Source organism: Micromonospora sp. NPDC049089 (assembly GCF_040648775.1).
Classification (GTDB): Bacteria; Actinomycetota; Actinomycetes; order Mycobacteriales; family Micromonosporaceae; genus Micromonospora.
The window spans coordinates 1-25,668 of record NZ_JBEZEH010000032.1; the positions used below are offsets into that span (position 1 = coordinate 1).

The 25,668-nt window shown below is 69.5% G+C and carries 13 protein-coding genes; 10 read left to right on the top strand and 3 right to left on the bottom strand.

Features of this window, described 5'->3' with window-relative positions; genetic code table 11:
• Window positions 1-23: 23 nt before the first annotated feature.
• Window positions 24-1,994, bottom strand: a complete 1,971-nt coding sequence (locus tag AB0B48_RS08335) for a tachylectin-related carbohydrate-binding protein (protein WP_357197777.1) — start codon at window positions 1,992-1,994, stop codon at window positions 24-26.
• A 720-nt stretch (window positions 1,995-2,714) separates the two neighbouring features.
• On the opposite strand from AB0B48_RS08335, the gene AB0B48_RS08340 reads away from it, so the two are divergent.
• The 9 genes from AB0B48_RS08340 to AB0B48_RS08380 all read left to right on the top strand — a co-directional run bounded on the left by AB0B48_RS08340 (window position 2,715) and on the right by AB0B48_RS08380 (window position 21,992).
• Window positions 2,715-12,644 (top strand): LamG-like jellyroll fold domain-containing protein, encoded by a 9,930-nt coding sequence (locus tag AB0B48_RS08340; protein WP_357197780.1) that lies wholly within the window; start codon window positions 2,715-2,717, stop codon window positions 12,642-12,644.
• A 44-nt stretch (window positions 12,645-12,688) separates the two neighbouring features.
• The gene (locus tag AB0B48_RS08345; protein WP_357197783.1) at window positions 12,689-13,015 is read left to right on the top strand and encodes a hypothetical protein; all 327 of its coding nucleotides are present in this window, start codon (window positions 12,689-12,691) and stop codon (window positions 13,013-13,015) included.
• A gap of 344 nt (window positions 13,016-13,359) precedes the next feature.
• The gene (locus AB0B48_RS08350) at window positions 13,360-15,588 is read left to right on the top strand and encodes a hypothetical protein (protein WP_357197786.1); all 2,229 of its coding nucleotides are present in this window, start codon (window positions 13,360-13,362) and stop codon (window positions 15,586-15,588) included.
• Window positions 15,589-15,683: 95 nt separating this feature from the next.
• Window positions 15,684-16,427, top strand: coding sequence for a winged helix-turn-helix domain-containing protein (locus AB0B48_RS08355; protein WP_357197789.1), 744 nt, complete (start codon window positions 15,684-15,686; stop codon window positions 16,425-16,427).
• Window positions 16,428-16,499: 72 nt separating this feature from the next.
• Window positions 16,500-17,525, top strand: coding sequence for a cytochrome P450 (locus tag AB0B48_RS08360; protein WP_357197792.1), 1,026 nt, complete (start codon window positions 16,500-16,502; stop codon window positions 17,523-17,525).
• A complete protein-coding gene (locus AB0B48_RS08365; RefSeq protein WP_357197795.1) occupies window positions 17,522-18,319 on the top strand; it encodes an isocitrate lyase/phosphoenolpyruvate mutase family protein in 798 nt (265 codons plus the stop codon). Before AB0B48_RS08360 ends, AB0B48_RS08365 begins: the two co-directional genes overlap by 4 nt.
• A 221-nt stretch (window positions 18,320-18,540) precedes the next feature.
• Window positions 18,541-19,509: a DUF5715 family protein gene (locus AB0B48_RS08370; RefSeq protein ID WP_357197798.1), complete on the top strand. Its 969-nt coding sequence runs from the start codon at window positions 18,541-18,543 to the stop codon at window positions 19,507-19,509.
• A 4-nt stretch (window positions 19,510-19,513) separates the two neighbouring features.
• On the top strand, window positions 19,514-21,103 hold the full coding sequence (locus AB0B48_RS08375) for an asparagine synthase-related protein (protein ID WP_357197801.1): 1,590 nt from the start codon (window positions 19,514-19,516) through the stop codon (window positions 21,101-21,103).
• Between the two features lie 61 nt (window positions 21,104-21,164).
• Window positions 21,165-21,992 (top strand): MerR family transcriptional regulator, encoded by an 828-nt coding sequence (locus tag AB0B48_RS08380; protein WP_357197804.1) that lies wholly within the window; start codon window positions 21,165-21,167, stop codon window positions 21,990-21,992.
• 4 nt (window positions 21,993-21,996) lie between these two features.
• Here AB0B48_RS08380 and AB0B48_RS08385 read toward each other — a convergent pair whose 3' ends face one another.
• Window positions 21,997-23,208, bottom strand: a complete 1,212-nt coding sequence (locus tag AB0B48_RS08385) for an SLC13 family permease (protein WP_357197807.1) — start codon at window positions 23,206-23,208, stop codon at window positions 21,997-21,999.
• 146 nt (window positions 23,209-23,354) lie between these two features.
• Window positions 23,355-24,800, bottom strand: a complete 1,446-nt coding sequence (locus tag AB0B48_RS08390; RefSeq protein ID WP_357197810.1) for a hypothetical protein — start codon at window positions 24,798-24,800, stop codon at window positions 23,355-23,357.
• A 138-nt stretch (window positions 24,801-24,938) separates the two neighbouring features.
• Between AB0B48_RS08390 and AB0B48_RS08395 the strand changes: the two genes are divergently transcribed.
• Window positions 24,939-25,646 carry a DUF305 domain-containing protein gene (locus AB0B48_RS08395; protein WP_357197813.1) on the top strand — a complete coding sequence of 236 codons (708 nt, stop codon included), beginning with the start codon at window positions 24,939-24,941 and terminating at the stop codon, window positions 25,644-25,646.
• Window positions 25,647-25,668: the final 22 nt, after the last annotated feature.

A 25,668-nucleotide genomic window follows, 5' to 3' on the forward strand; every position in this document is an offset into this window, starting at 1 on the left:
GACGGCCGCCGGCCCCATCCTGGTCAGTTGTCGCGCGGCTGCGGGATCTCCTGCCTCGTGAACGAGATGCCCGCCGCCGGGGCGGCCCGGGTGGCGATCGACGCAGCCGACTCGTCGGTGTCGTAGAGCCGAACCGAACCGTTGGCGGTCCGGCTCACGAAACCGAGTCGGATGCCGTTGGAGTTCTGGAAGACGAATGCCGTCGGGTCGGTCGGATAGGTCTCGTCCGGTACCGTCGCCGTGGCCCAGTCGCCCCAGGCGGTGGAGCCTGCGGCGGTCTGTCGGCTGTGCTGGATGGTGTCGTCGGTCGTCCGGGTGAACACCGAGACGCGGCCGGTGTTGGGGCTCAGGACGGCGGACGGGGAGCCGACCGGCGTGATCCCGCTGGCTCCCACCGCGGTCCAGGTGCCGGGCCAGGTGCCGTCGATGTTCTGCAACTGGCTCTTGACCACTCCGTCGGTGTGGCGGGCGAACACCATCAGGCGACGGCCCGGCAGTGTCACCACGCTCGGCGTGTCCACGAAGCCCGTGCCACCCAGCCCCGTCCAGGCGGAGGTCAGCGCGCCACCCTTGTACGTGGCGGCCTGCAGGGTGCCGGCAGCGTTGGCCACCAGAAGTGTGGCGGTGCCGTCGGCGCCCGGCACGGCAACCGGCGTCCCGGTCAGGCCGGTGCCACCGAGCGGCGTCCACGGAAACAGATCGCCGGCCGTGCCGTCCTGCCGCCGGTGCCACAGTGCGCCCTCGGCGTCCAGAGCGAAGACCACGCGGGTGTCGTCGGAGAGCCGGACGGCGGTCGGCTCCGAGCGCATCGCCCCACCGAGGGCGAGCCACGGATTCCAGTCCGGCATGGCCGGCGTCTTCTGGGTCAACGAACCCACGTTGCTGGTGGTCTCGTGGGCAACGATGGTGACCCGGTTCTGGGCGTCCGAGACCAGCGACGGCTTACCCGTGTACGCCTCGGTGCCGGGCGCCGGTGACCACTGGATCGAATACAGCGAGTCCGGGTTCGCGCGTCCGTGTCGCAGTTGACCGATGTTGTCGGTGTAGGCGATCTCCAGGCTGCCGAGCGCGGTGCCGGCGGGCGGGGCCTGCACGACCGCCAACGGGGCGTTCTGCTGCACCGGGGTGGCGGGCAGCGCGGGGCTGGTGATCGCCCCCTGCCGGCAGGTGTTGGTGGTGGTGAAGACGTTCGGGAAGCCGGCCCACCCGTTGCCGATCTGGTCCGCGGTCAGTGCCCAGGACAGGTTGTCCTCGCGGAAGCGGTACTGGAACAGATCACCGTCGGCCTGAATGCCGAAGAGCGTGTCTCCGCCGGCGGAGAAGAGCCCCTTGGTGAACCCCTGCCAGTCGCTCGAACCGACCTGACGGTCCCGCAGGAGCCACCGCTGACTCGCCGGGTCGAACCGGTGTCGGTAGAGCTTGCCGTCGGACGTGCGGCCGTAGAGGACGCCGGGGGCACCGGCCACGATCAGGTTGTACCGGTCCCAGCCGGAGTCGATGACACGTGCGTCGATGGTCCATTTCCGCGTCGGCTCGTCGAACCGGTACCAGCGCAGTTTGCCCTGGGCGTCGACGGCGTAGAAGTCGCCGATCTGATCCACAGTGATCTTGTTGCGGTAGCTGGCTGTCGCGTAGTTCGTGAAGCTCGAACTGATGATCCAGTTCTGCTTGCCGTCGACGGGTTCCCAGTCGCTGCCCGTCCATCGGTAGCGGTTGAGTCCGGTCGAGTTGATGCCGTAGACCCGGCCGTCCGGCCCACCCAGCAGGCGGCCGAACGTCTGCCAACCGCCGGGGCCGACGGTGGAAGCGGCCGTCCAGGTGCCGCCGTCCTTGCCCGGGGTGCTGTACTGGCGGCGGGAGAGCGTGCCGGCCGTTGTCGAGTTGAAGAACGCCGCGGCCCCTGTGCAGCTGAAGGCGTCGGTGGCCGCCTGCGCGGGAGACGCCGGCAGCGGTGCCACGAGGCCGGCGGCGCCGATGAGCGCTGCGGCGGTCAATGCCAGCGACCGACGCCGAGAAGACGTCCGTGGTGTGGACTCTTTGGTTAACTGGGACACGTTTGTGTGATCCTCCCCCGAGAAGAATAAAAATGACCGCAATGAATTGATCAGTCTGTGGTGATCGCCACATTCGCAGAGGGTCCACTGTGCGCGGTGAGTGATCCATCCGCCACGGTCGCGGCCCATCATGCACGACCGTGGGCCGCCTGCCAAGCGCGGAAGCTCGGCCCGGTTCGAGAAGTCCGGGAACATCCATGATGGACATTCGGGGCGGGTCGGAGCAGGGAGCAAACGGACTTAAGGCTATAAATGGTCGAAGTCTTAACGGAAAGTAGTCTCCCCAGGTCGTAGCGCAAATGAGGAAGGTTGCCGCCACTCCGGCTTGACAGCCGATCGAGCGTGCTGCAACCTACAGCGGCATATCGATGAGTAGCAGCACACGGGGGTGTGAAGCTGTGACCGCTGACTTGGCGGCATTCTGCCGTGCCGAGGCGACACGAATATTGTTGGGCGCTCCGCTCCCGCGTGAATTCCGTCCACCCGAGTTGTCTCTTTCTCTTTTCTGACATTCTCGTCGACCTATGAGTCGGCGTCGTAACGCCGTGCCCGTGAAGAGGTAGCGGCGATCCACACCCGGCTTCGTGGGGCCTTCGCAGGTCTCGCGGCCGGCACGTGCCTGTCTCCGCCTCGTAGCCCGTCCTCGATCCAGGGGTGACCATGTCCTTCAGCATTCGCCGTCTGCCCGACCCGCGCGGTCGGCTGACCGATCTGCGTGGTCGGCTACCCCGGCAACGTTCGATGTTCGGCTCCGGCACCACCCGGTCGGTCCTGGCCGCCGCTCTGGCCGGTGTGCTGATGCTCAACCTGGGCGGCAGCGGGGTGACGGCGCTGCCGGCGGGCGGTGCCCGCGACCGGGACGGTGTGGCCTCCGCCGGTCGGGGTGGCGGCGGCGCGAAGCCGAACCAGGCATGGGGCTCGGCGGCTGGGAAGGCTCACGTGACACCCGGACGCCCCAACCGTGACCTGCCGAAGTCCATGCGCGGGCAGTACCCGTTGCACAAGCTCGCCGACAAGCCCGCCCCGGGGCGCAACAAGGCGTCCGTCGCGACGGCACCCGTCGAGGACGCCCCAGGCTTCGACAAGCGAACCAGCCGGGAACGACCGGCCGAGCGCGACGTCAACCAGCGGGTCTTCGACAACGCCGACGGCACCCAGACCACCGAGTTCTCCTCCTCCCCGATCAACTACCGCAAGCCGGACGGCACCTGGTCGCCCATCGACCACGCCCTGGTGCCGACCGCCGACGGGTGGGGGATCGCCGCCGACTCGGTCGGTCTGCGCCTCGCCGGCAACGGTGCCGCGAGTCAGGTGGCCCGGCTGAGCTTCGACGCTGACACCGAGTTCGGGTTCGGTCTGGCCGAGGCGTCCAACGCGCCGGGCCGGGTGGACGGCAACGCCGTCACCTACCCCGGCGTACGCCCCGACGTCGACCTGCGTCTGGAGCCCCGGGCCGGCGGCGTGAAGGAGACCCTGGTCCTGCGCTCGGCCAAGGCACCCGCCTCGTTCGTGTTCCCGCTGAGCCTGCGCAACCTCACCGCGAAGCTGGTCGACGGTCAGATCGTCCTCAGTGACCGCGACGGGCGTGAACGCGGCGTGATCCCGGCGGGTTACATGGTGGACGCCGGCACCGGCACGGCCGGTCCCGCCACCTCCACCAAGGTGGCGTACGAACTGGTCACCACGGGTGGGCAGACGGCGCTGAAGGTCACTCCCGACCGGGCGTGGTTGGCCGACCCGGCCCGGCAGTACCCGGTCGAGGTTGACCCGACCGTCGGCCCGCCGGTCGCTGCGATCAACGCCGACAGCAGCATGTACGTGCACGGAGACAGCTCCACGTCCGGCAGCAGCGAGTTGCTCGTCGGTCGCTCCGGCGGGTCCAACGCGGCGGCCTACCTCAAGTTCGGCAACCTGGTCAGCCGACTCCAGAACCACACCATCCACGGGGCGGCGCTCTCCGCTGTCAACTTCGACGCGGCTTCCTGCAAAGCGCGGGCGGTCAGCGTCCACCCGGTCACCGGGTCCTGGTCGGCCGGCACCGGCTACTCATACCCGGGGCCGGCAGTGGGTGGCGCGCTGGTCAGCCGCTCGTTCGCCCACGGGTACGTCGCCCTCGGCCAGCCCCAGTCCGCCTGCCCGGCAGCCGGGGAGATGTTCGACCTCGGCGTCGGCGGCCGTAACCTCGTGCAGCGCTGGGCCAACGGCCAGCAGGCCAACAACGGTCTCTCGCTGCGCGCGTCCACCACCGACACCTCGGCGTGGAAGAAGTTCGCCGGTACCGGCACGGCGAACCCGCCGGCGCTCTACGTCACGCACAGCCCGTACAACGCCGGGTACGCGATCCCGAAGCCCACTCCGGAGCCGGCCGTCCTTCGTAACCAGGACGGCAAGGTGAAGGTGACGGTCACCAACCTCGGTGCCGAGGCGTGGACGCCGGCCAACTACTACCTCGCGTACCGGGTCTACAACGCGCAGACCGGCGCCGCGGTGACCCAGCAGCGGGCGGCGAACCTGCCCTCCACCCTGGCCCGTGGCGCGAAGGTCACCCTCGACGCGACGGTCAAGCGGTTGGAGCCCGGCTCCTACTTCCTCGACTTCACCATGGTGCGTACCGGTGGAGCGGTCTTCACCGACCACCAGGTGCCACCCGGTCGGATCGTGCTCCAGGTGTTCGACGTTCCGCCGGTCGTGCAGGAGCTCTACCCGGAGAACGGGTACCAGGCCCCGACGCTCACCCCGTTGCTCTGGGCCCGGGCCGTGGACACCGACGCCGCACCCGGTGCCACCTTGTCCTTCAAGTTCGAGATCTGCGACCAGACCGACGCCGGTGCGGCGACCAACTGCACCAACTCCGGCTACCAGGCCAAGCAGTCCTGGGTGGTGCCCGCCGGCCGGATGGTCTGGGGCAAGAGCTACCTGTGGCGCTCCTTCGTCAAGGACAGCGCCAATGAGGTCATCTCGCCGTACTCGACAATGCTCAGTTCGGTGCCACAACCGGACCTGCTGTCCCGGATCGCCACCTCGCCCAACGCCGAGCAGGGTCGCGAGTTCGACGCTCAGACCGGAAACTTCGCCACCTCCGCCGTGGACGCCACGGTGGTGACCGTCGGTCCGGAGCTGAACCTGGTCCGCACCTACAACAGCCTCGACCCCCGCACGACCGGTGTCTTCGGCGCCGGCTGGTCCAGCCGGTACGACATGACGCTGGTCCCTGACAACGACGGCTCCGGCAACGTGGTGGTCCGCTACCCGGACGGCCAAGAGGTGCGGTTCGGCAAGAACCCGGACGGCACGTACGCGCCGCCGCCGGGCCGGGTCGCGAAGCTCACCGTCGACAGCAGCAACTGGAAGCTTGTCGACCGCACCGGCAGCACGTACCAGTTCTCCCTGCTCTACAAACTTCAGAAGATCACCGACAACTCCGGGCACTCGGTCAACCTGACCCTCGACCCGATGACCGGCAAGCTCGCCCGGGCCCAGGTCTCCAACAGCCAGAGCAACACCGCCGGCCGTTCGCTGACCTTCACCTGGAACGGCAACCGCATCGCCACGGTCAGCACCGACCAGGTCAACGGCGCGAAGCTGACCTGGAACTACACCTACGAGGGTGACCTGCTGACCAAGGTCTGCGGCCCGGAGTCCGCCTGCACCAACTATGCCTACGCGGCCGGTTCGCACTACCGCACCGCCGTTCTTGACGCCAAGCCCGACTCGTACTACCACCTCGGCGAGGCCGAGGGCACCGGCGCGGCCAGCGACGTGGCGATCAACCTGGGCAAGGACGCCGGCACGTACCGCAACAACGTCACCCTGGGCCAGCCCGGTGTGCTGGAGGGCACCAACGGCACCGCCGCGGCCTTCAACGGCACCTCGGCCTACCTCGAGCTGCCCAAGGGGCTGGTGAAGAAGAGCCGCGACGTCTCCGTGGAGCTGTGGTTCAAGATCGGCCTGACCCAGACCGGTGGCCCGCTCATCGGCTACCAGGACAAGGCCGTCGGCACCGCCGCCACCAGCGGCGTCCCGCTGCTCTACACCGGCACCGACGGCAAGCTGCGCGGCCAGTTCGCCACGGGCACGATCGCACCGATCACCTCGGGCATCACTGTCAACGACAACAAGTGGCACCATGTGGTGCTCTCCGCGATGGCCAACACCCAGACCATGTATCTCGACGGGGTCAAGGTCGGTGACCTGGCCGGGCAGCCGATCGAGCACTCGCTGCTGACCTTCAACCAGGTCGGCCTCGCCTCGGCAACCACGCCCAGTTCCTGGCCGGCCTGGGGCGGCACCGCCCAGCGCTACTTCGCCGGCACCATCGACGAGGTCGCCGTCTACTCGCGCCCGATCGGCCCGGACACGGCCAAGGCGCACTTCCAGTACGCGAAGCCGGCCGCCCAGCAGCTGACCCGGGTCACCCTGCCCAGCGGCCGGGTCGCCACCGAGGTCGAGTACGACACGGCCACCGACCGGGTCAAGGAGTACACCGACGACAACGGCGGCACCTGGAAGGTGGGTCAGCCAACCGTCTACGGCGGCGACACCGACCTGCGGCGCAGCGTCCAGGTCCTCGACCCGGCCAACCGCCCCTACCTGTACGAGTACGACGCGCTCGCCGGTCGACTGCTGCGCTCCGGCACCCCGCTCGGACTGGAGACCCGCGAGGAGGACCGCCCCGGGCAGACCAGCCCGACGCCGAGCCCGCCGCCCACCGAGGTCTGCACCCAGCCCGACCCGAACGACCCGGCCTTCTGCACCGTGATCCCTGGCGACGCCGGTGGGCCGATCTTCGTGCGGCACCCGTTGGACGGCATGGCCATCCGCTCGTTCTCCTACAACGCGGACGGCCAGCAGAGCAAGGTCACCAACGAGAACGGTGACACGGTGGAGATGACGTACGACAGCCGGGGGCGTCTCGCCACCCGCAAGAGCTGCCGTACGTCCACCCAGTGCTTCACGAACTACTACACCTATCCGGCTTCCATCACCGACCCGTTCGACCCGCGCATCGACCTGGCGGTGGAGCAGCGCGACGGCCGCTCCAGCGGCCCGACCGACAACAAGTTCCTGACCACCTTCACGTACCGGGAGCGCACCGGTCAGCTCCTCACCCAGACCAACCCGGACCTCAGCAAGGTCACCCACACCTACACCAGCGGCGGCGAGGCCGGTGTCAACGGCATCCCTCCGGCCGGGTTGCTGGCCAGCAGCATCACCAACGGGCAGACCAAGCCCACCAGCTACGCGTACTACGCCAACGGTGACCTGTACAAGGTGACCGAGCCGTCCGGGCTGGTGACCGAGTACACCTACGACGCGCTCGGCCGACGGATCACCGAGAAGGTCATCTCCGACACCTATCCCGCGGGCGTCACCACCACGATCACCTACGACGGGCACTCGCGGGTCGCCACCGTCACCGGCCCGGTCACCACCGACGCCGTCACCGGCAAGCAGCACCAGAGCCGAACCGTCAACGAGTACGACGCCGACGGCAACCCCACCAAGGTCACCGTCAGCGACCTGCTCGGTGGTGACCCCGAGCGGGTTACCAGCACCGAGTACGACGACGAGGGACGGCCGGTCCGGGTCGTCGACCCGGAGGGCAACGAAACCAGCTACGGGTACGACAGGTTCGGCAACAAGACGACCATGACCGACGCCAACGGCAACCGCTATGACTGGGCGTACACCGCTCAGAACAAGGTGGCCGAGGTGCGGCTGCGGGACTGGCGCAGTGACCCGGCCGGCACCCCCGGCACCGGCACCGGCGACTACCTGGTCCTGCACTCCTACTCGTACGACTTCGCCGGGCGGCTGGCCAGCGACACCGACGCAATGGGTCGGCGACTGGAGTACAAGTACTACCGCGACGACCTGTTGGAGAAGATCACCCTCAAGGACTTCCGCAACCCTGACGGTTCCAAGCGGGACTACGTCGTGGAGGAGAACACCTACGACGGGGCCGGCAACGTGACCCGCAAGGTCGGGGCCAACGGCACCCAGATCACCGACCATACGCCGGACGAGGCCGGCAAGGTGAAGAGCACCGTGCTGGATCCGACGGGGGTGCGCCGGACCAACACCTTCACCTACGACTACAACGGCAACGTCAAGCAGACGGTCCGGACCGGAAACCCGTCGAACCTGAACTGGGAGGTACTGGCCACCTCCGAGGTCGTCGACTACACCTACGACGACGCCGGCAACGTGCTCACCGAGAAGGTCACCGCCGGCAGCAGCACCCGGGTGACCAGCTACACGTACGACAGGCGCGGCCTGCGTACCTCCGTCACCGACCCGCGTGGCAATGTGAGCGGCGCCGACAAGGCGAAGTTCACCAGCACCTTCCGCTACGACGAGCTGGGCCGCCAGGTCGGGCAGAGCGGCCCGACCGTCCTGGCCGAGAGCGACGGCAACGCCGCCGTCTCCACCAACCCGACCAGTTCGGTCGGCTACAACACCTTTGGCGAGCAGGTCGCCGTCAAGGACCCGCTCGGGCGAGTCTCCACCTCGGAGTACGACAAGCTCGGCCGGGTGGTGCGCAGCCTCGCGCCGATGTACCTCGCGCCCGGTGTGACCCAGCCGGTCACCCCGGAGCACAAGCGCCGCTACGACGCCCTGGGCAACGTGCTGGAGGAGACCGACCCGGCCGGCATCACCAACTACACGTACGACCAGCTCAACCGGTTGACCATCCGGGACGAACCGTCGAAGACCAACGACGACCGCGCACTTACCCGTTACACCTACACCCGCACGGGCGAGGTCCTGTCGGTCACCGGCCCGACCGGTGCCCGGGTCGAGTCGACCTACGACGACCTCGACCGGCAGGTCACCCAGACCGTCGTCGAGCGTCGGCCGACCACCCGCAACCTGGTCAGCAAGCTCGTCTACGACGACGCGGGCAACCTGACCTCGTCGTCGTCCCCGACCGGGGCGACCACTGTCAACACCTTCAACGGGGCCGGCGACATCACCCGCAGCACCGCCCCGACCGGCGAGGCCATGATCTTCGGGTACGACTTCGCCGGCCGCCAGGTCCGGGTCTCCGACGGCCTCGGCCGCACCACCCGGAGCGGCTACGACCAGTTGGGTAACCGCACCAGCACCGTGAACCTCAAGGCCGACGGCACGGTCCTGCGCACCCAGAGCTACGGCTACGACGTGGCCGGCAACATGACCTCGTCGAAGGACCCCTACAACACCGTCACCACCTACGAGTACGACGCGGCGGACCAGCTCGTCAAGCAGATCGAGCCGACCGACGCCGACCCGATCACCACCACCTTCGGGTACGACGCCGCCGGTAACCGGACCCGCTACACCGACGGCCGCAACAACTCCACCATCTACACGTACAACACGTTGGGTCTGCCCGAGTCGGCGATCGAGCCGTCCACGGCTACCCACCCGACAGCCGCGGACCGCACCTGGACCGTCGCGTACGACGCCGACGGCAACGCGGTGCGGCTCAGCGCCCCGGGTGGGGTGAGCCGCATGCGGACCTACGACGCGGCCGGCCGCCTGACAGAGGAGACCGGTTCCGGGGGTGACACCCCTACCGCGACCCGGACCCTGGACTACGACCAGGACGGCCGGCTGAAGAGCGTCAACGCCCCCGGTGGCAGCAACACGTACAACTGGAACGACAGGGGTGGTCTGCTGTCCACCGCCGGCCCGTCCGGCACGGCGAGCTTCGACTACAACGACGACGGCCGGGTGACCAGCCGCACCGACCTGACCGGCACGGCCAGCTTCGGCTACGTCAAGGGTCGCCTCGACACGCTCACCGACAGCATCACCGGCCAGCAGCAGAAGCTTGGCTACGACGCCGCCGGTGACGTCAAGACCGTCGACTACGGCGCCGGCCGCGTCCGCACCTTCGGGTACGACGACTACGGGCGGGTCGCCAGCGACGTGCTGCGCAACGCGGGCGGCCAGACGGTGGCCTCGGTAACCTACGGCTTCGACCTGAACGGCCACCTCACCAGCAAGAACACCACCGGCACCGCCGGGGCCGGCGCCAACACCTACGACTACGACAAGGCCGGCCGGCTGATCTCCTGGACCAGCCCGGCCGGGACCGTCACGTACGCCTGGGACGCCAGCGGCAACCGGATTCGCGCCGGATCCAAGAGCGCGACCTTCGACGAACGCAACCGGCTGCTCTCCGACGGCGACTACACCTACGCGTACACCGCGCGGGGCACCCTGCGGACCCGCACCAGCTCGGGCCTGGCCGAACAGTTCTCGTTCGACGCTTTCGACCGGCTCACCGGGGCGCAGAACCAGACCTACACCTACGACGGCCTGGACCGGGTCGCGTCTCGCACCGGCAACTCCTTCGTCTACGGCGGGCTGGGCGACGAGGTGGTGCACGACGGATACGAGTACTACGGTCGCGGCCCTAACGACGAGCTGCTCGCCACCGTCCAGGGTGCCAACAAACGGCTGTCGCTGACCGACGCCCACGGTGACGTGGTGGCGGCCATCAACCCGGCCGACACCCAACTGTCCACGCTCAACGACTCCACCGCGTACGACCCGTTCGGCAAGAAGGTGACCAGCACCGGCAGCACCGGCCGGCTGGGCTTCCAGGGGGACTGGACCGACCCGGACACCGGGCAGGTCGACATGGGCGCCCGCTGGTACCAGCCCGGCACCGGCACGTTCACCTCGCGGGACAGCGTCAACTACACCTCCGGCGACTCGATCCTGGCCAACCGCTACACCTACGGTGCTGGCGCCCCGCTGGACTTCGACGACCCGGACGGCCACTGGCCGCGCTGGATGAAGCGCGCCGCCAGCGCGGCCGTGAATATCACGTCCAATGTCGTCAACACGGCATACAACATCGGCGCCTCGATCTACAACGGCGCCAGGAGCGTGATCTCCTACGGCTACAACCTCGCCGTGTCCGGTCTCAAGGCGGTTGGCCGGGTCATCTCCAGCACCGCGAAGTGGATCGGCGAGAAGACGATGAACGCCGTCCGCTACGTCGGCAGCAAGATCCAATCCGGACTCAACCAGGTCGCTCGCGCCGCCGACTGGGCAAAACAACAGAAGCAACTCATCGCGCAGCGTATCTATCAGGCCAAGGTCGCGGTGACCGCCGCCGCGAAGTCGGCCATCCAACAAGCTGTCAAGTTCACCAAGCTGCCGGTGATCCAGGCCCTGACAAAGCCACTCATCACGCTCGGCAAGGTGGTCTCCACCGGCTTCAAGATGGCCGCGAGCGTCGTCGCGGTCACCACCATGGCTATTCAGGACCCAAAGAAGTACAGCCAGAACCTATGGCTGGCGGCCGCACAGAAGCTGACGCCGCTCGTCGAGGGCGCCGAGAAGATGTGGCACAAGGCGACCCAGTTCGTCGAGGATCACGCCGCCGAGATCGCTGGCTTCGCCGTCGGTGCCATCGTCGGCCTGGGCTGCGGCGCGGCCATCGGCTGGACCGGCGTCGGGGCGGTGGCCTGCGGGGCGCTCGCCGGTGCGGTCGGCTCGGCGGTCACCGGTTACATGGACGGCAAGCGCGGCTGGGACCTCGCCGGCGCCACCGCCATGGGCGGCCTCACCGGCGCCCTCGGTGGTGCACTTGGGTCCATCGGCGGCCAGGCGTTGGGTGCTGGTATCCGCGGGCTGAGCGGGGGGCTCCGGTCGGCCGGCAGCAAGGCGCTGAACGCGGGCATGGGCGAGGCCCGCAGCATTGGTCGGGGCCTGCTTGGTAAGTGCGGTAGCAACAGCTTCACCGGCGAAACCCGGGTGCTGATGGCGGACGGCAGCTCCAAGCGAATCGACCAGGTGGAGGTTGGAGACAAGGTTCTCGCAACCGATCCCACGACGGGACGTACGGAGGAGCGTGCGGTTACCGCGCTCATCGTCGGTGCAGGCAGTAAGGATCTTGTCGAGATAACTGTCGACACCGATGGCAAGCAGGGTGATCGGACGGAGAAGGTGACCGCTACGGCCGGCCACCCGTTCTGGGTCGCCGATCAAAACCGGTGGGTCGAAGCGAAGGACCTGGAGAGCGGCTACATCTTCGAAACGGCCGACCACCGGCCAGCATCCGTTGTTGCAACTCGAAAGTGGACGGAATATCGCCAGGTCCACAACCTGACCGTCGATGCCATCCACACCTACTATGTGCTTGCCGGCGACTCTCCAGTCCTTGTTCACAACTGTGGTATGGGCCCCCTTCGGCCCGGAGTTGTTAATACGCGAGCCGCTGTGGGCAGTGGCCCGAGTCAGGCGTATCAGGTGGCTCACACCGGCCCCTGTGAGCAGTTGTGCGTTGGCGGCGGCGCGCGGGTCTGGGCGGATGGCATTGAAGGAATTAGCACCTTGCTGGATGCAAAGTATGTCGGCAACCCCGGTCGCAGTCCCTTTGTTCCAGGTTCAGGGATACCCGACAAGATTAGGGGCTTCATCAACGCAAAGACCGAGAGTGAGTTCAGCAGGTACGCCGACGTGATTGCCGATCCTGCCAATCCTTTCGAGAGCCTCCGGGTTATCACTAATGAATCCGGTGCGGTACCCTATTTCGAGGGCGTCATGAGTAAGTTCGGCATTCCAGGCGAAGTTGTCGTTAGGTAGGGCATGTAGTGTATCTAGCGTTGATTCAGGATGATGAGTGGTCCTTGAGCGGAGCAGACCTTATCCAAGCGCTGCATAACGACTGGCCTTCGGTCGTGGTGGTTGAATCGGTAGACGGGCAGGATCCTGCCCGCGAGGTCAGCTGGATCCATGGTGCCGGGAAGGATCAAGTTGAGGGATCGGCGCACGAGTCTGGACAGTGTATTTATCTGGACGGACAAGAGCGACCGGTAGCGGAATTCGTCGCCTGGTACCGACGCTTGGTGCCTGACGACCGTGCCGTGATTCTCTGCGACGACAGTTACAACTTTGACGCGGTAGTCGATCCCGGGTCGGGAGTTGAGGAAGTTATTTCCCTTTTTCCCAAATAGGCGAACACTGTTGTGTTTGGCTACGCCGTTTCAGGATTTGCGTGTCCCTCGATTTAAATTGTGCGGGGAGTTCCTGAGGGTATTGCCCGAAGTTGGTGAAGTATTCGCTTCCTCGATAGGCTTCGTCACGCCAGTAGCCGCAAGCTGAGGCGGTCTGCGCCAACATGTTCGAGTTGAATTGTTCGCTTTAGTCTCGGGGAGTTAATATGGGTCATCAAGAACGGCGAAAACTGCGGCTATTTGGGCCGCTCGGCCTTGTTCTAGCTCTCACGGCGTGGATGGCGGCAGTGGTTCTCGGCCCTGCAACAGCGCACGCGGACGCGGCCGGTAGGGGTGGTGATTTCGTGCCGATCGACAGCGTGCCCCTTCTGGACACCCGGGACGGCACCGGCGGCACCACGGGTGTTCGGGGCGCCAAGTCCGTCACCACGTTCAACGCCGTAGGCATCGCCGGTATCCCGAGCAGCGGGGTCAGCGCGTTGATGGTCGACGTGACGGCCATCTACCCGACCGCCAACACGTTCCTGACCATCTACCCGGACCTGACGGACCCGAAGGCTTCGGCCATGAACGCCTCCATCGGTGAGGTCATGACGAACTCGGCGGTGGTCAAGCCCGGCACGAACGGCAAGCTCGCGGTGCGCAACGCGGGCGGCAACGTCCACATCCGCGTGGACGTGGTGGGCTACTTCACCACCGCCACCGGCAGCATCGGCTCCGGTTTCGTGCCGGTGAACCACACTCGGGTGGTCGACAGCCGGACCGGACAGGGAATCACCGCCGGCACGATGCCCACCCGTGGAACGCGTACCGCAAACATCTCCGGCAGCGGGCTCGTGCCCAGTTCCGCGACGGCCGTCATGTTGGACGTCGTGGTCGTCGGCGCGACCGGCAACGGTTGGTTGACCGTCGGATCGAGCACGGCTGCGGAGACCGGCATCGACTACGCCAAGGGCGCCACCTCGATGGGGATGGTCGTCAAGCTGAACCCTGGTGCCGGCGGCGCAGTGGTGTTGGAGAATCGCGGGCAGGCCGTGCACGTCGCCATCACCGTCCAGGGCTACTGGACCGGCAGCCCGACCACCGGTGCCGGCCTGCGCACGGTTCCGGCGACCACCCTGTACGACAGCCGCTTCCCCAGTGGCGCCCAGCCGGTGCCCGCCTACGGCACAGTCGATGTCGCGGTCGCGGGCACCAACGGCCTGCCGACCCGTGGCATCGCCGCGGCCGTCCTCAATGTGCACGCGGTCGCCCCGACTGTTGACGGGTTCTTCAACGTCACGCCCCTGGGCAGCGCCTTGAACGTTGCGTCGACGACGAACTTCCCCGCCGCGCACGTCGCCCGGTCCAGCATCGTGGTGACCAAGCTGGGCACCGAGGGGAAGGTCCAAATCAGGAACGCCAGCAGCGGGACCGTGCACATCGTGGTCGACCTGCAGGGCTGGTACGCCGACCCGATGCCGTTCCTGCCGACCGAGTCCTTCTCCCGCTCGACGGCGTTGCAGGGGGAGCCGAGCGACGGCAGCTCGCTCGGGGTCATCGTCTACGCGCACACCGACAACACCGGGCAGGTGCGGGTCGTCCACCAGCAGAACCCGGACGATTTCAGCAGCGTCCAGCACATTCCCCAGTTCGGTGCGGAGGCGTTCACCGGGCAGCCCGCCCTGAATGTGCAGAACGGCACCAAGCAGGTGCAGATCAGCGCCCTGCACACCACCGGCACCGTGTGGACCGGTGCCCAGACGGCGGCGAACGCCGCGACCTGGGCGACGACCGGGAACCTCGGCGGCACCATGGTGGGCCGGCCCGCCTCGGTCACCCTCGCCGACGGCACCAGCGTGCTCTTCGCCGTGGACGTCGATGGTCGCCTCTGGCACTACCGACAGACCGGGACGGCTGCGTCGTGGAAGAGCCTCGGTGACGTCGACCTCACCGGCGGCGTCACTCTGGTGAAGGTCGATGCCGGTGTCCGACTGGTCGCCACCACCATGACCGGCACCATCAAGACCGCGCTCTACTCCACCGACGGCACCCTCAGTGCGTGGGTCGACCTCGGCGGAAACGTGACCGGTGTGCCAGCCGCCTTCATCAACCAGGGCTACCGGACCGCCGTGGTGGCCCGTGCCGCCGACGGTTCGCTGATCATGAAGAAGCAGGAACTGGGTGGGGCCTGGCCGGCGACCTGGCAGACGGTGGGTACGTTCACCGCAGCCGGTTCCCCGGCCGCGATCCTCGACCCGGCGTTGGGCCGGATCGCTGTCGTCGCCCGCGGGCCCGACAACGAGATGTACCGGGTGTACGAGACCGAGCAGGGCTCCAGCACCTTTGGTGAGTGGCTGCGCCTGTACGAGAACCCGAGCGACCCGACCGCCGCCACCGCCGCCACCGATCCCACCATCGCGCCGATCCAGAACTCCGGCGGAACCGGCTTCGTGGTGGTCTACCGCAACCGGAACAACACCACCATCGCGCTGGACCGGCGGTTCGCCGCCCCCGGTGGGATGGCGGCAGCGAAGGCCAGCCCGTCGGCGGTCAGCTTCACCGCACACCTGATTCCGACGCCGAAGTCCTGAGCCTCGGCACCACCAGCTCGGGGGCCTTCGTCCACGTGACGGAGGCCCCCGGGTCGTTGTTCATCGGCTCGGCGCCTGCTTCCTACACTGGGGCGATGAGCGTTGGCACCGACGGTCGGGGGATGGCCGAGCTGGCGGCCCTGCTGGCCGACGGCACCCGCGCCGGGATGTGTCTGGCGCTGCTCGACGGGCGGGCATGGACCGCCGGTGAGCTGGCCCGGCGCGCCGGCGTCGCCCCGTCGACGGCCAGCGACCACCTCACCCGACTCGTCCGCGGTGGGCTGCTCGTCGAGGAGCGGCAGGGCCGCCACCGTTACCTGCGGCTGGCCGGGCCGTCGGTGGCCCAGCTCATCGAGGACCTGGCCGGGCACGCCCCGGCCACGCCCACACCGACCGGGTCGCTGCGCGCGGCGACCGCGAGCGCTTCCCTGGTGTACGCCCGGACCTGCTACGACCACCTCGCCGGGCGGCTGGGCGTGTTGATGTACGACGCGCTGCTCAGCGAGCGCCGACTCGACCGGGCCAGTGGCTTGGCGCTCACGCCCGACGGGTGGGCCTGGGCGGCCGGGTTGGGCGTACCCGTGGACGTGCTGCGCGTCGCCCGCCGCCCGGTGGTCCGCGACTGCCTGGACTGGACCGAACGCCGCCCGCACCTGGCCGGGGCGCTCGGCGCGGCGCTCTGCCGCCGCTTCACCGAGCTGCGCTGGATCAGCCAGGGCATAGGCCGCGCCGTCCGTCTGACTCCCACCGGCCGCCCCGGCCTGGCCGCGGCCCTGGCCATCCCCGAACACACCCTCGACCCGCCGGTAGTCCCGCCGCCCACGAGCGGTCGCGCCTGACCGGCGAGCAGCGGGTGACAGTGGCGGGATCGTTCGGTGTGGGGCGAACGGTTCGCGCCCTACGGTCGGGCGGTGACTGACACCTGGCCGCATATCGCGCCCGCCCCGGGAACACCCTCGTGTGGACCGCCCTCGTTCGAACCGGAACGCGGTTGGTGGGTGACCCGGCACGCCGACGTGCGCGCCGCGCTGACCGACCCGGCGTTCCAGGTGCCTGCCGTCGACACCGGTCCGCCCGGCACCCTCGCCTGGCTGCGCGCCACGGTCAGCCGCTTCAGTCCACCGCTACGGCACGCCGACCGTCGGGCGGTCGCAGTGCGCGCGCTGGCCCCGCTGGCCCCGGACGACCTGCGACTGGATGCGGTGCGGCTGACCGTGGCCGTTCTCGACCGTGCCGGCGACAGCGTCGACGTGATGCGGGAACTGGCCCGGCCGGTGCCGCTGCGGACGTTGGCCGATCGCCTCGGTTTCGCTGATCCGGCAGCCGTCGGGACGGCGGTCGCGGTCGTCGCGGCGGCGTACCACCCGGGGGTGGACCCGGCCCTGACCGCGCGGGCCGACGGGGCGGTGACGGCGCTGCTGGCGCTCGCGCCGCAGGGTCCGCCGGAGGTACGGGCGAACCTGATCGGTCTGCTGGTCCAGGCGTGTGATGCCACCGCCGGCCTGATCGGCGCCGCCGCCCATCACCTGCTGCCCCCGGGTGTGCCGACCACGGCACGGACCGCCGACCTGCTGGCCGAGGTGCTGCGCCTCGACCCGCCGGTCCGGGCCACCCGACGAGTCACCGTCGACGAGGTACGGCTGGGCGGGCGGGATCTGCCGGCCGGAAGCCCGGTGCTGCTGCGCTTCGACGCGGCCAACCGTGACCCGCAGGTGTTCACCGAACCCGCGACGTTCCGGCCCGGTCGGCCCGGTGCCGGGCAGTTGACCTTCGGGACGGGGGAGCGGGGTTGCCCCGGCGACCGGCACGCCCTCGCGCTGGCCACCGGTGTGCTCGACGTGCTGCGGGAACGCTGCCGGCGCGGCCTCACCCCGATGAGTTACGAACCGCACCCGACCCTGCGGGTGCCGACAACCCTGGAGGTGAGCGCCCGATGATCGAACGTCAGGCCGCGTTCCACGCCCTGCACCGCGCCGGCCGCCCCCTGCTGCTGCCCAACGCATGGGACCACGCCTCGGCGGCGGCGCTCGCCGCGCGTGGACATCCGGCCATCGGCACCACCAGCCTCGGGGTCGCCGCGACCGCCGGCCTTCCCGACGGCGTCGCGGCCACCGCAGCGGAGACCCTCGCCCTGGCCCGCCGGCTGGTTCAGCTGCCGGTACTGCTCAGCGTGGACGTGGAGGCCGGATTCAGCGACGACCCGGCCGAGGTCGCCGAGTACGTCAGGGAGTTGGCCGGGCTCGGCGTGGTCGGGATCAACCTGGAGGACGGGCGGGCCGACGGCACCCTCGCCGACACCGAGGTCGCCGCTGCCAAGATTGTGGCGGTGAAGGCGGCGGTGCCGGAGCTGTTCGTCAACGCCCGCACCGACACCTGGTGGCTCGGGGTGGACGAACCACTGCCGCAGACCCTCGCCCGTGCACATGCCTACCGGATGGCGGGTGCGGACGGGATCTTCGTGCCCGGGACCGCCGACCTGGCCACCCTGCGCGTCCTCACCGAGCGGATCGACGCTCCGGTGAACGCGCTGTACCAGCCGGGCGGCCCAGGGCTGGCTGAGTTGGGCGGGGCCGGGGTGGCCCGGGTCAGCACCGGCTCGCTGCTGTTCCGGGCCGCGCTGGGCGCCGCGCTCGCCGCCGCCGACGCCGTCCGCGGCGGCGGGCCCACCGCTGCGGGAGGACTGCCGTCGTACGCCGAGGTGCAGGCCCTGGTGCCCAGGGGCGGCGACTGACAGCGGCGGCCTGAGCGCTCGCGGTGCGGGGAGGGCTTGGCTTGGCTTGGCTCATGCTCCAAAGGCACCACATTGACCGTGCCACCGCCTGGGGCCGGTGCGTCGTCCGCGCACCCTTCGAGGGGAGATAGGAGGAATGTTCGGTCCGTTCCGGTCCCGATGATTACGGTGTGTTTCAGGGCGAACCTACCCAGTGCCGTGACCGGAGAGAGGGACCCGTCATGCGAGTGCCCAGCCGTAGCCCGGGACAGCAGCCCGGTTCGCCTCCGTCGCCCACCGCCCCGGCCCGCCGTCGACCCTCCGGTGCGACCCCCCGCCGCGTGTCCGCCCCCGCCCCCGACCTGCCCGCTTACCGGGCCTCCGTCGCCGAACTGCTGGTCGAGGTCGGCGCACTGGCCGACGCGGCGAGCACCCGGGCCCGGCAGGTGCTCATCGACGAGCGGCTGCGGGAACCGGCGCTCGCCGCCGTCCTCGACGCCACCCCGCAGGGGCTGATCGGCGCGCGCGAGACGTTGCTGCTGGAGATGGCCCGCTACCAACCGAACGAGCGCACGTCGGCGACCGACCTCAGCGCGCTGGTCCGGATCTACCTGCTCTCCCGCATCGACGTGCTGTGGTGGCAGGACGCGCCGACCTTCGTCACCGACGACCAGGTCAACGGCAGTCCCGAGCTGGTCGACCTGGAATGGTTGCGCCGCCGCGACCTGCTGCGCTTCCGTTACCAGGAGCAGCCCGCCACGATACTGGGCCGGGCCGCCCGCGGGCTGCGTCGCCGGCTGCGACCCGACGCCACCCCGCGCACCGCGGGGCTGCTGTTCCGCCGCGCCCGGCGCGAGGTGGTGGCGCTGCTCAACGACATCGGACGGGAGTTCTCCGCCGTCGCGCCGCCGGCCACCCCGCCGCTCTGGGTGACCAGCCTGGTCCGCAGCGCAGAACACCAGTACCGGCTGCGCCGTCTGGGCTACGCGGCGATGCTGCCCAGCGGGCACTGCCTCGGCTACTCGGCCGACGTCGAGTTGGCCTGGTTCGAGCGTTTCGGCGCGCGCGAGGCCCTGGCGGAACTGCTGCTGAGCCGGCAGGAGGCCGGTGAGCTGAACGTGATCGACGAGGGGCAGGCCTGGCACCTCTGTCTCGCGCCCACCGCCCGGCGTCGTCTACGCCGGTCCTACGAGGCTGAGATGGGGGTCTGAGCCGGTGTGCGGCATCGCGTTGAGTATCGGCCCCGAGGCCGACCCGGCGACCTTCCGGCGGATGCTCGCCGCCCTGGCCCCGCGTGGTGAGGTCACCGAGACCCGGTCCGAGAGCGGGCTGCTCGCCGGCACCCGGCGGCTGCGGATCGTCGACCGGGACCGGGCGGTGCAGCCGTGGACGTCGACCGACGAGCGGTGGCTGCTCTGCTTCAACGGCGAAATCTTCAACCACCGGGAGTTGCGGGCGCAGCTGACCCGCCTGGGGCAGACCTTCCGCACCGAGAGCGACACCGAGGTGCTGCTCGCCGCGTTCCAGCAGTGGGGCGAGGCGGCGGCAACCCGACTCCGCGGCGAGTACGCCTTCGCGGTCGTCGAACGGGCCACCGGCCGCGCGTACCTGGCCCGCGACCCGCTCGGGGTCAAGCCGCTGTACTGGTCCCGTCGACCCGGCTGCCTGCACCTCGCCTCCGAGGTCAAGGCACTCGTCGGGCACGGCACCCCGATCGCCGAGGTGCCGCCCGGGCACCACGGCTGGGCGGAGGCGGACGGGCACGTGCGACTGAGCCCGTACGTCGACCTGCTCACCATCGCCGACGGCCTGCCGGTCATCGACGACCCGGACGAGGCCGCGCTGCTGGTCCGCGCCGCGCTCAGCGACTCGATCCGGATGCGGGTGGAGACCGACCTGACCGTCGGGGTGGTGCTCTCCGGTGGCCTGGACAGCTCGCTGACCCTGCGGCAGGTCCGCGACATTCACCCGGACTGCGTCGCGGTGACAGTCGGCGTCGCGGACAGCCCCGACGTGGCGTACGCCCGGCGGCTGGCCGCCGACCTCGACGTGCCACACGTGGTGGTCGAACTGCGCCCGCGCGACATCCGGCTCGCCGACGTCCGCGAGGCCGTCCGGATCTCCGAGCTGACCGAGTACGGCGACATCATCAACGCGGTCGTCTCGGTGCCGATCTTCCGGCGGCTCCGCGATCTGGGCATCAAGGTGGTGCTGACCGGCGACGGCTCCGACGAGCTGTTCGGCGGGTACCCGATGTATCACCAGGTCGCCCCGGCGGCGGCCCGCCGACTGTTCCTGCACCGGATCCGCAACCTGTGCCGCACCGAGTTGCAGCGCGTCGACCGGGCCGCGATGGCGTACGGCGTGGAGGCCCGGGTGCCGTTCCTCGACCTCAGCGTGGTGGAGCTGGCGATGCGGTTGCCGGTGGATCTGAAGCTGCGCCACGGGCAGGAGAAGTGGATCGTCCGGCGGGCGTTCGCCGACGTGCTGCCGGACTACATCCTCCGCCGTCCGAAGAACCCGATGTCGTACTCGTCGGGGTTGCACGAGCGGGTCCGGCTGTACAAGCCGCTCTTCGCCCGGCTGCACCGCTCCTTCGGCTACGACCTGCAGGAGCCGGTCCGCCGGGACTTCGACACCGTGCTGAGCCGCTGCGGCAACGACCTGGACCGGGCCATCGCCGACGGGCTGACCCGACCCGACTACACGGTCCTGGAGCACGCCCGCGACCTGGTCGGCGCGGCCAAGTGGAACGCCGCTCCGATGGTCCGCCGGCTGGTCGGCCCGCGCCCCGCCCGCCACTGACGGCTGCCCCGCACGCCACGCTTGACTCTGACACGGTGTCAGGGACGAGTGTGAGGGGGCCATGTTCACCATCGGAGACTTCGCCAGACTCGGCCGGGTGTCGGTGCGGATGCTGCGCCACTACGACAGCATCGGCCTGCTGCCCCCCGCCAGCGTCGACCCGCACACCGGCTACCGCTTCTACCGCGCCGACCAGCTGCGCCGGCTCAACCGGGTGATCGCCCTCAAGGAGCTGGGCCTCACCCTCGAACAGGTGCGCTCCATCGTCGACGACGCCGTCGACGTGGCCGAGCTGCGCGGCATGCTGCGGCTGCGCCGGAGCCAGCTGGCGGAACAGTTGGCCGCCGACACGGCCCGGCTCACGGCCGTCGAGGCGAGGCTTCGGATGATCGAGTCGGAGGGTCGGATGACCGCCCAGGACGTCGTCCTCAAGGAGATCGCGCCGGTCCGCGTGGCGGAGCTGATCGCCGTCGCGCCTAGTTACCAGGGTGAGGACATCGGCCCGGTGATCCAGCCGCTCTACCCGGAGTTGTTCCGTCGGCTGACCGCCGCCGGGATCACCCCGACGGGGCCGAGCATCGCCTGGTACGAGCCCGTCGACCCGGGCGGCGACGCTGTCGTCGTCCACGCCGGTGTGCTCGTCGACGTCGAGCCGTCCGCGGCGCCCGACGTCACGGTGCGTGACCTGCCGGAGCTGCGCACCGCCGCGACGACCATCCATCACGGGGCGATGGACGACGTCGAGCCGAGCATGCAGGCGCTCGCCCGGTGGATCGAGGCGAACGGCTACCGCACCGACGGCTTCGCCCGGGAGGTCTACCTCGACTACTGCCCGGACACCCCGGAGAAGGGCGTCACCGAGCTTCAGGTCGCCGTGTACCGCGACTGAGCGCTCAGCTCACCAGCAGCAGCGCGCCGACCGCGGCGAGCGTCGCGGTGACCGCGAGCAGGGTGCTGGTCAGCACGAAGCGGGTCACCGGCACCGCGACCCGGGCCGCCCGGCAGCGCTCGAACCACAGCAGGGTGGCCAGTGACGCCCAGGGGGCGGCCAGCGGGCCGACGTTGGTGCCGATCAGCAGGGCCAGCAGGCGGGTGTGGTCACCGGCCGGCAGCACCGACTCGCCGGCCAGGTAGGCGGGCAGGTTGTTCACGGCGTTGGCGAGCAGCGCTCCGGTGCCACCGGCGCGCAGGGCGCCCAGGGCGCCGCCGTCGGCGCCGACCAGGGTGCCGACCAGGTCGTCCAGCCCGTGCCGGCCGAGGGTCTGCACCACCAGGAACAGGCCGGTGACGAAGAACAGCAGGCGCACGGGGACCAGCCCCGGGCGCAGCGTGGCGGGGGAGCGGACCAGGAACCCGACCAGCACCAGCGCGAGCCCGACGGTGGAGGCGATCTCGATCTCCACGCCGGCGAGGATGCCGGCGACGAAGATCAGGCAACCGGCGAGCGCCGTACGGTGCAGCACCGGGTCGGCCGGTACGTGCCGGGTCGGCGGGACGAAGCGCCCACCGGCTGGCCGCTCCCGCCGCCACCACAGGACCCAGAGCAGGGCCATGGTGACCGCCACGGCGGCGAGCTGCGGCAACGCCATCCGAGCCGCGTACGTCAGCGGTGCCAGCCCGACCCGGTCGGCGGCGAGCAGGTTGGTCAGGTTGGACACCGGAAGCAGCAGGCTCGCGGTGTTCGCCAGCCAGACCGTGGTGACGGCGAGCGGGGCGGCGGGGATCCGCAGGTTGCGGGCCAGCGCGAGCAGCACCGGGGTGAGCAGTACGGCTGTGGTGTCGAGGTTGAGTACGAGGGTGGTCAGCGTGGCGAGACCGCCGCAGAGCAGGAACAGCGCGGCCCACCTGCCCCGGGAGGCGATGGCCAGTCGGCTGGCCAGCACGTCGAAGACACCGGCCACCGCGGTCAGCTCGGCGAGCACGATCACGGTGCCGAGGAACAGCAGCAGCGGCAGGATCCGGTGCAGGGTGGCGGTGGTCTCCGCCCGGGGGAGTAGCCCGCTCAGCGCGCAGGCCGCCCCGACGACGGCGAGGACGGCCGCCACCACGTCCAGCGGGTGGGGCCGCCAACGCGTGGTCGGTTCGGGCGGGGCTGCGACTGTCACAACTGTTCACGTTGACACAGGGTCTGACCAGGTGCCCGGCAACCCCACGCCCTGGTGACCAGCCCCACCGTGGCGACCTGCCGCCGGACACGGGCCGGGCCCGGCCCCCGACGATCGGGGACCGGGCCCGGTGTGGTGCGCGGTGCCTACCAGCCCAGGTAGCTGGGCTGGGTCTGCACGTTGAGCTCCTGGTAACGGGTCAGCTTGGCCGACCAGGTACGCCAGTCGTTCAGCTCCAGGACGTCCAGGCCCTTCACCATGTCGTTCGAGTAGATGTGGCCGTTGTAGTAGTACGCGGACCAGGTGCCGCCGCCGACGAAGGTGTCGGCCGACAGCGGGCCGCGCTCCCAGAAGGCGATCTCCTTCGGGTTGGCCGAGTCGGTGAAGTCGAACACCGAGATGCCACCCTGGTACCACGCCTGGACCATGATGTCCTTGCCGAGCACCGGGATGAGCGAGCCGTTGTGCGCCACGCAGTTCTCGGTGTCGGCGTTCGCCCGGGGGATCTTGTAGTAGCTGCGGAAGGTCATCGTCCGGGCGTTGCCGCGGCCGGCGATGTCGTAGATGGCGTCCGCCCCGCGGTTCGGGCCGACGGCCTCGTTGCAGGTCGCCGCCCCGCCACCACCCAGCTCGTCGGTGAAGATCACCTTGGTGCCGGAGTTGTTGAAGGTGGCCGAGTGCCAGAACGCGAAGTTGGTCTCGTCCCGGACCCGGTTGATGACCCGGGGGGCCTCGCGGTTCTTGATGTCGAGCAGGATGCCGTCACCCATGCAGGCGCCGGCGGCCAGGTCCTTCGACGGGTAGGCGGTGATGTCGTGGCAACCGGTGGTCGCCGAGCCGGTCGGGCTGCCGGGGAAGCCACCGTCCGGGAAGAGGTTCGGCGTCGCGACCACTGCCGCGTCGGTCGGCTTCTTCAGCGGCACCTTGACGATGGAGATGGAGTCGTGCGGCGGCTGGCAGTCCGGGAATTCGGCCCGCGGGCTGTACGACGAGACGTACAGGTAGACGGCCTTGCGGTCCTTGCCCGGCACCAGGGTGTGGGTGTGGGAGCCACAGGCGGTCTCGACGGACTTGATGTAGCGCGGGTTGGCCTTGTCCTTGATGTCGAAGACCTTGATGCCCTCCCACGAGCCCTTCACGTCCGCTCCCTGCGTGGTGCTGTTGCAGGAGTCGTCGCTGCGCGACGAGTCGGTGGAGAGGAAGAGCAGGTCACCGTGGACGGAGATGTCGTTCTGCGACCCCGGGCAGAGCACCCGGGCCTTGACCGTCGGCGCGCTGGGCCGCGAGATGTCGTAGATGACGAAGCCGTTGTAGTTGCCGGCGAACGCGTACTTGCCCTGGAAGGCGATGTCGCTGTTCGTCGCGTCCAGTGGGGCGACCTTGGGCAGGTTGGCGATCTGGCGCAGGTTGGGGCTGCTGACGATCTCGTCGACGCCGGGGATCGTGTTGGTGAGCGCGGGAGCCGGGGCCGCCTGCGGCACCGTCTGGGCGCTGCTCGCCGGGGCGACGAGGGCGCTGGCGACGAGGAGGCCGGTCGTGGCGAGCGCCACGACACGCAGTTGTCGTAACCGTGGCTTGTGGAATCTGATCATCGGCGGGGCCCTTCGCAAGGGGGAGACGATGGTTGACACGTTACCGTCCGACGAAGATCGTCGATGTGAGCTGGATCACATGAAAGCGGGTTCTTCAATGGATAGCATCGCGGTGACCTCGACTGCAGGGAGTGGCCCATGACCAACCGGCGCGCACGCATCCTGGCCGTCGTCACATTGGCTCTCGTGTTGCCGCTGGTGGTGTTCATGGTGATCCGCCTCGACGGCGACACCGGTACGAGCGCACCGCGGCCGGTCTCCGCCCCTGCCACCTCCGCCGCGTCGCCCCCGGCCAGCCCCGTCCCCACCGACCTGACCGTCATCGCGCCCGGCCGTCCAGGCGAGACGGCGGCCACCCGCCCGGCGCACGAGGTCCGCGACGCCGGTCCCGCCCCGCACAACTCGCTGGACGTCTGGTTCGTCCGGATGATGATCCCGCACCACGCGCAGGCCCTGGCGATGGCGGAGCTCGCCCCCGACCGGGCCGCCGACCCCGACGTCCGGGCGATCGCCGAGCGCATCCGGGCCAGCCAGGGGCCGGAGATGGGCATGATGCGCGGCTGGCTGCAGACCCGTGGCCTCCCGGCGGAGGTGCAGGGACACGACCACGGCACCATGCGCGGCATGCAGTCGCCAGAGGCGATGCGGCAGCTCGCGGCGGCCCGTGGCGCTGACTTCGACACGCTCTTCGTCCGGATGATGACCGAGCACCACCAGGGCGCCATCGAGATGGCCACCAACCTGCTCACTGTCGGCTCCGACCTGACGCTCAACGAGTTCGCCAACTCCGTCGCCACCGAGCAGACCGTCGAGATCGACCGCATGCGCGAGGTCCTCGGCGGCTGAGTCCTAGCGCCCCGGCACGTAC

What these genes read in the sequence shown, in the direction of transcription:
- AB0B48_RS08390 (WP_357197810.1), bottom strand. Translation starts at nt 24,800, where the DNA reads ATGATCAGATTCCACAAGCCACGGTTACGACAACTGCGTGTCGTGGCG.
- AB0B48_RS08355 (WP_357197789.1), top strand. Translation starts at nt 15,684, where the DNA reads ATGAGCGTTGGCACCGACGGTCGGGGGATGGCCGAGCTGGCGGCCCTG.
- AB0B48_RS08370 (WP_357197798.1), top strand. Translation starts at nt 18,541, where the DNA reads ATGCGAGTGCCCAGCCGTAGCCCGGGACAGCAGCCCGGTTCGCCTCCG.
- AB0B48_RS08340 (WP_357197780.1), top strand. Translation starts at nt 2,715, where the DNA reads ATGTCCTTCAGCATTCGCCGTCTGCCCGACCCGCGCGGTCGGCTGACC.
- AB0B48_RS08395 (WP_357197813.1), top strand. Translation starts at nt 24,939, where the DNA reads ATGACCAACCGGCGCGCACGCATCCTGGCCGTCGTCACATTGGCTCTC.
- AB0B48_RS08380 (WP_357197804.1), top strand. Translation starts at nt 21,165, where the DNA reads ATGTTCACCATCGGAGACTTCGCCAGACTCGGCCGGGTGTCGGTGCGG.
- AB0B48_RS08365 (WP_357197795.1), top strand. Translation starts at nt 17,522, where the DNA reads ATGATCGAACGTCAGGCCGCGTTCCACGCCCTGCACCGCGCCGGCCGC.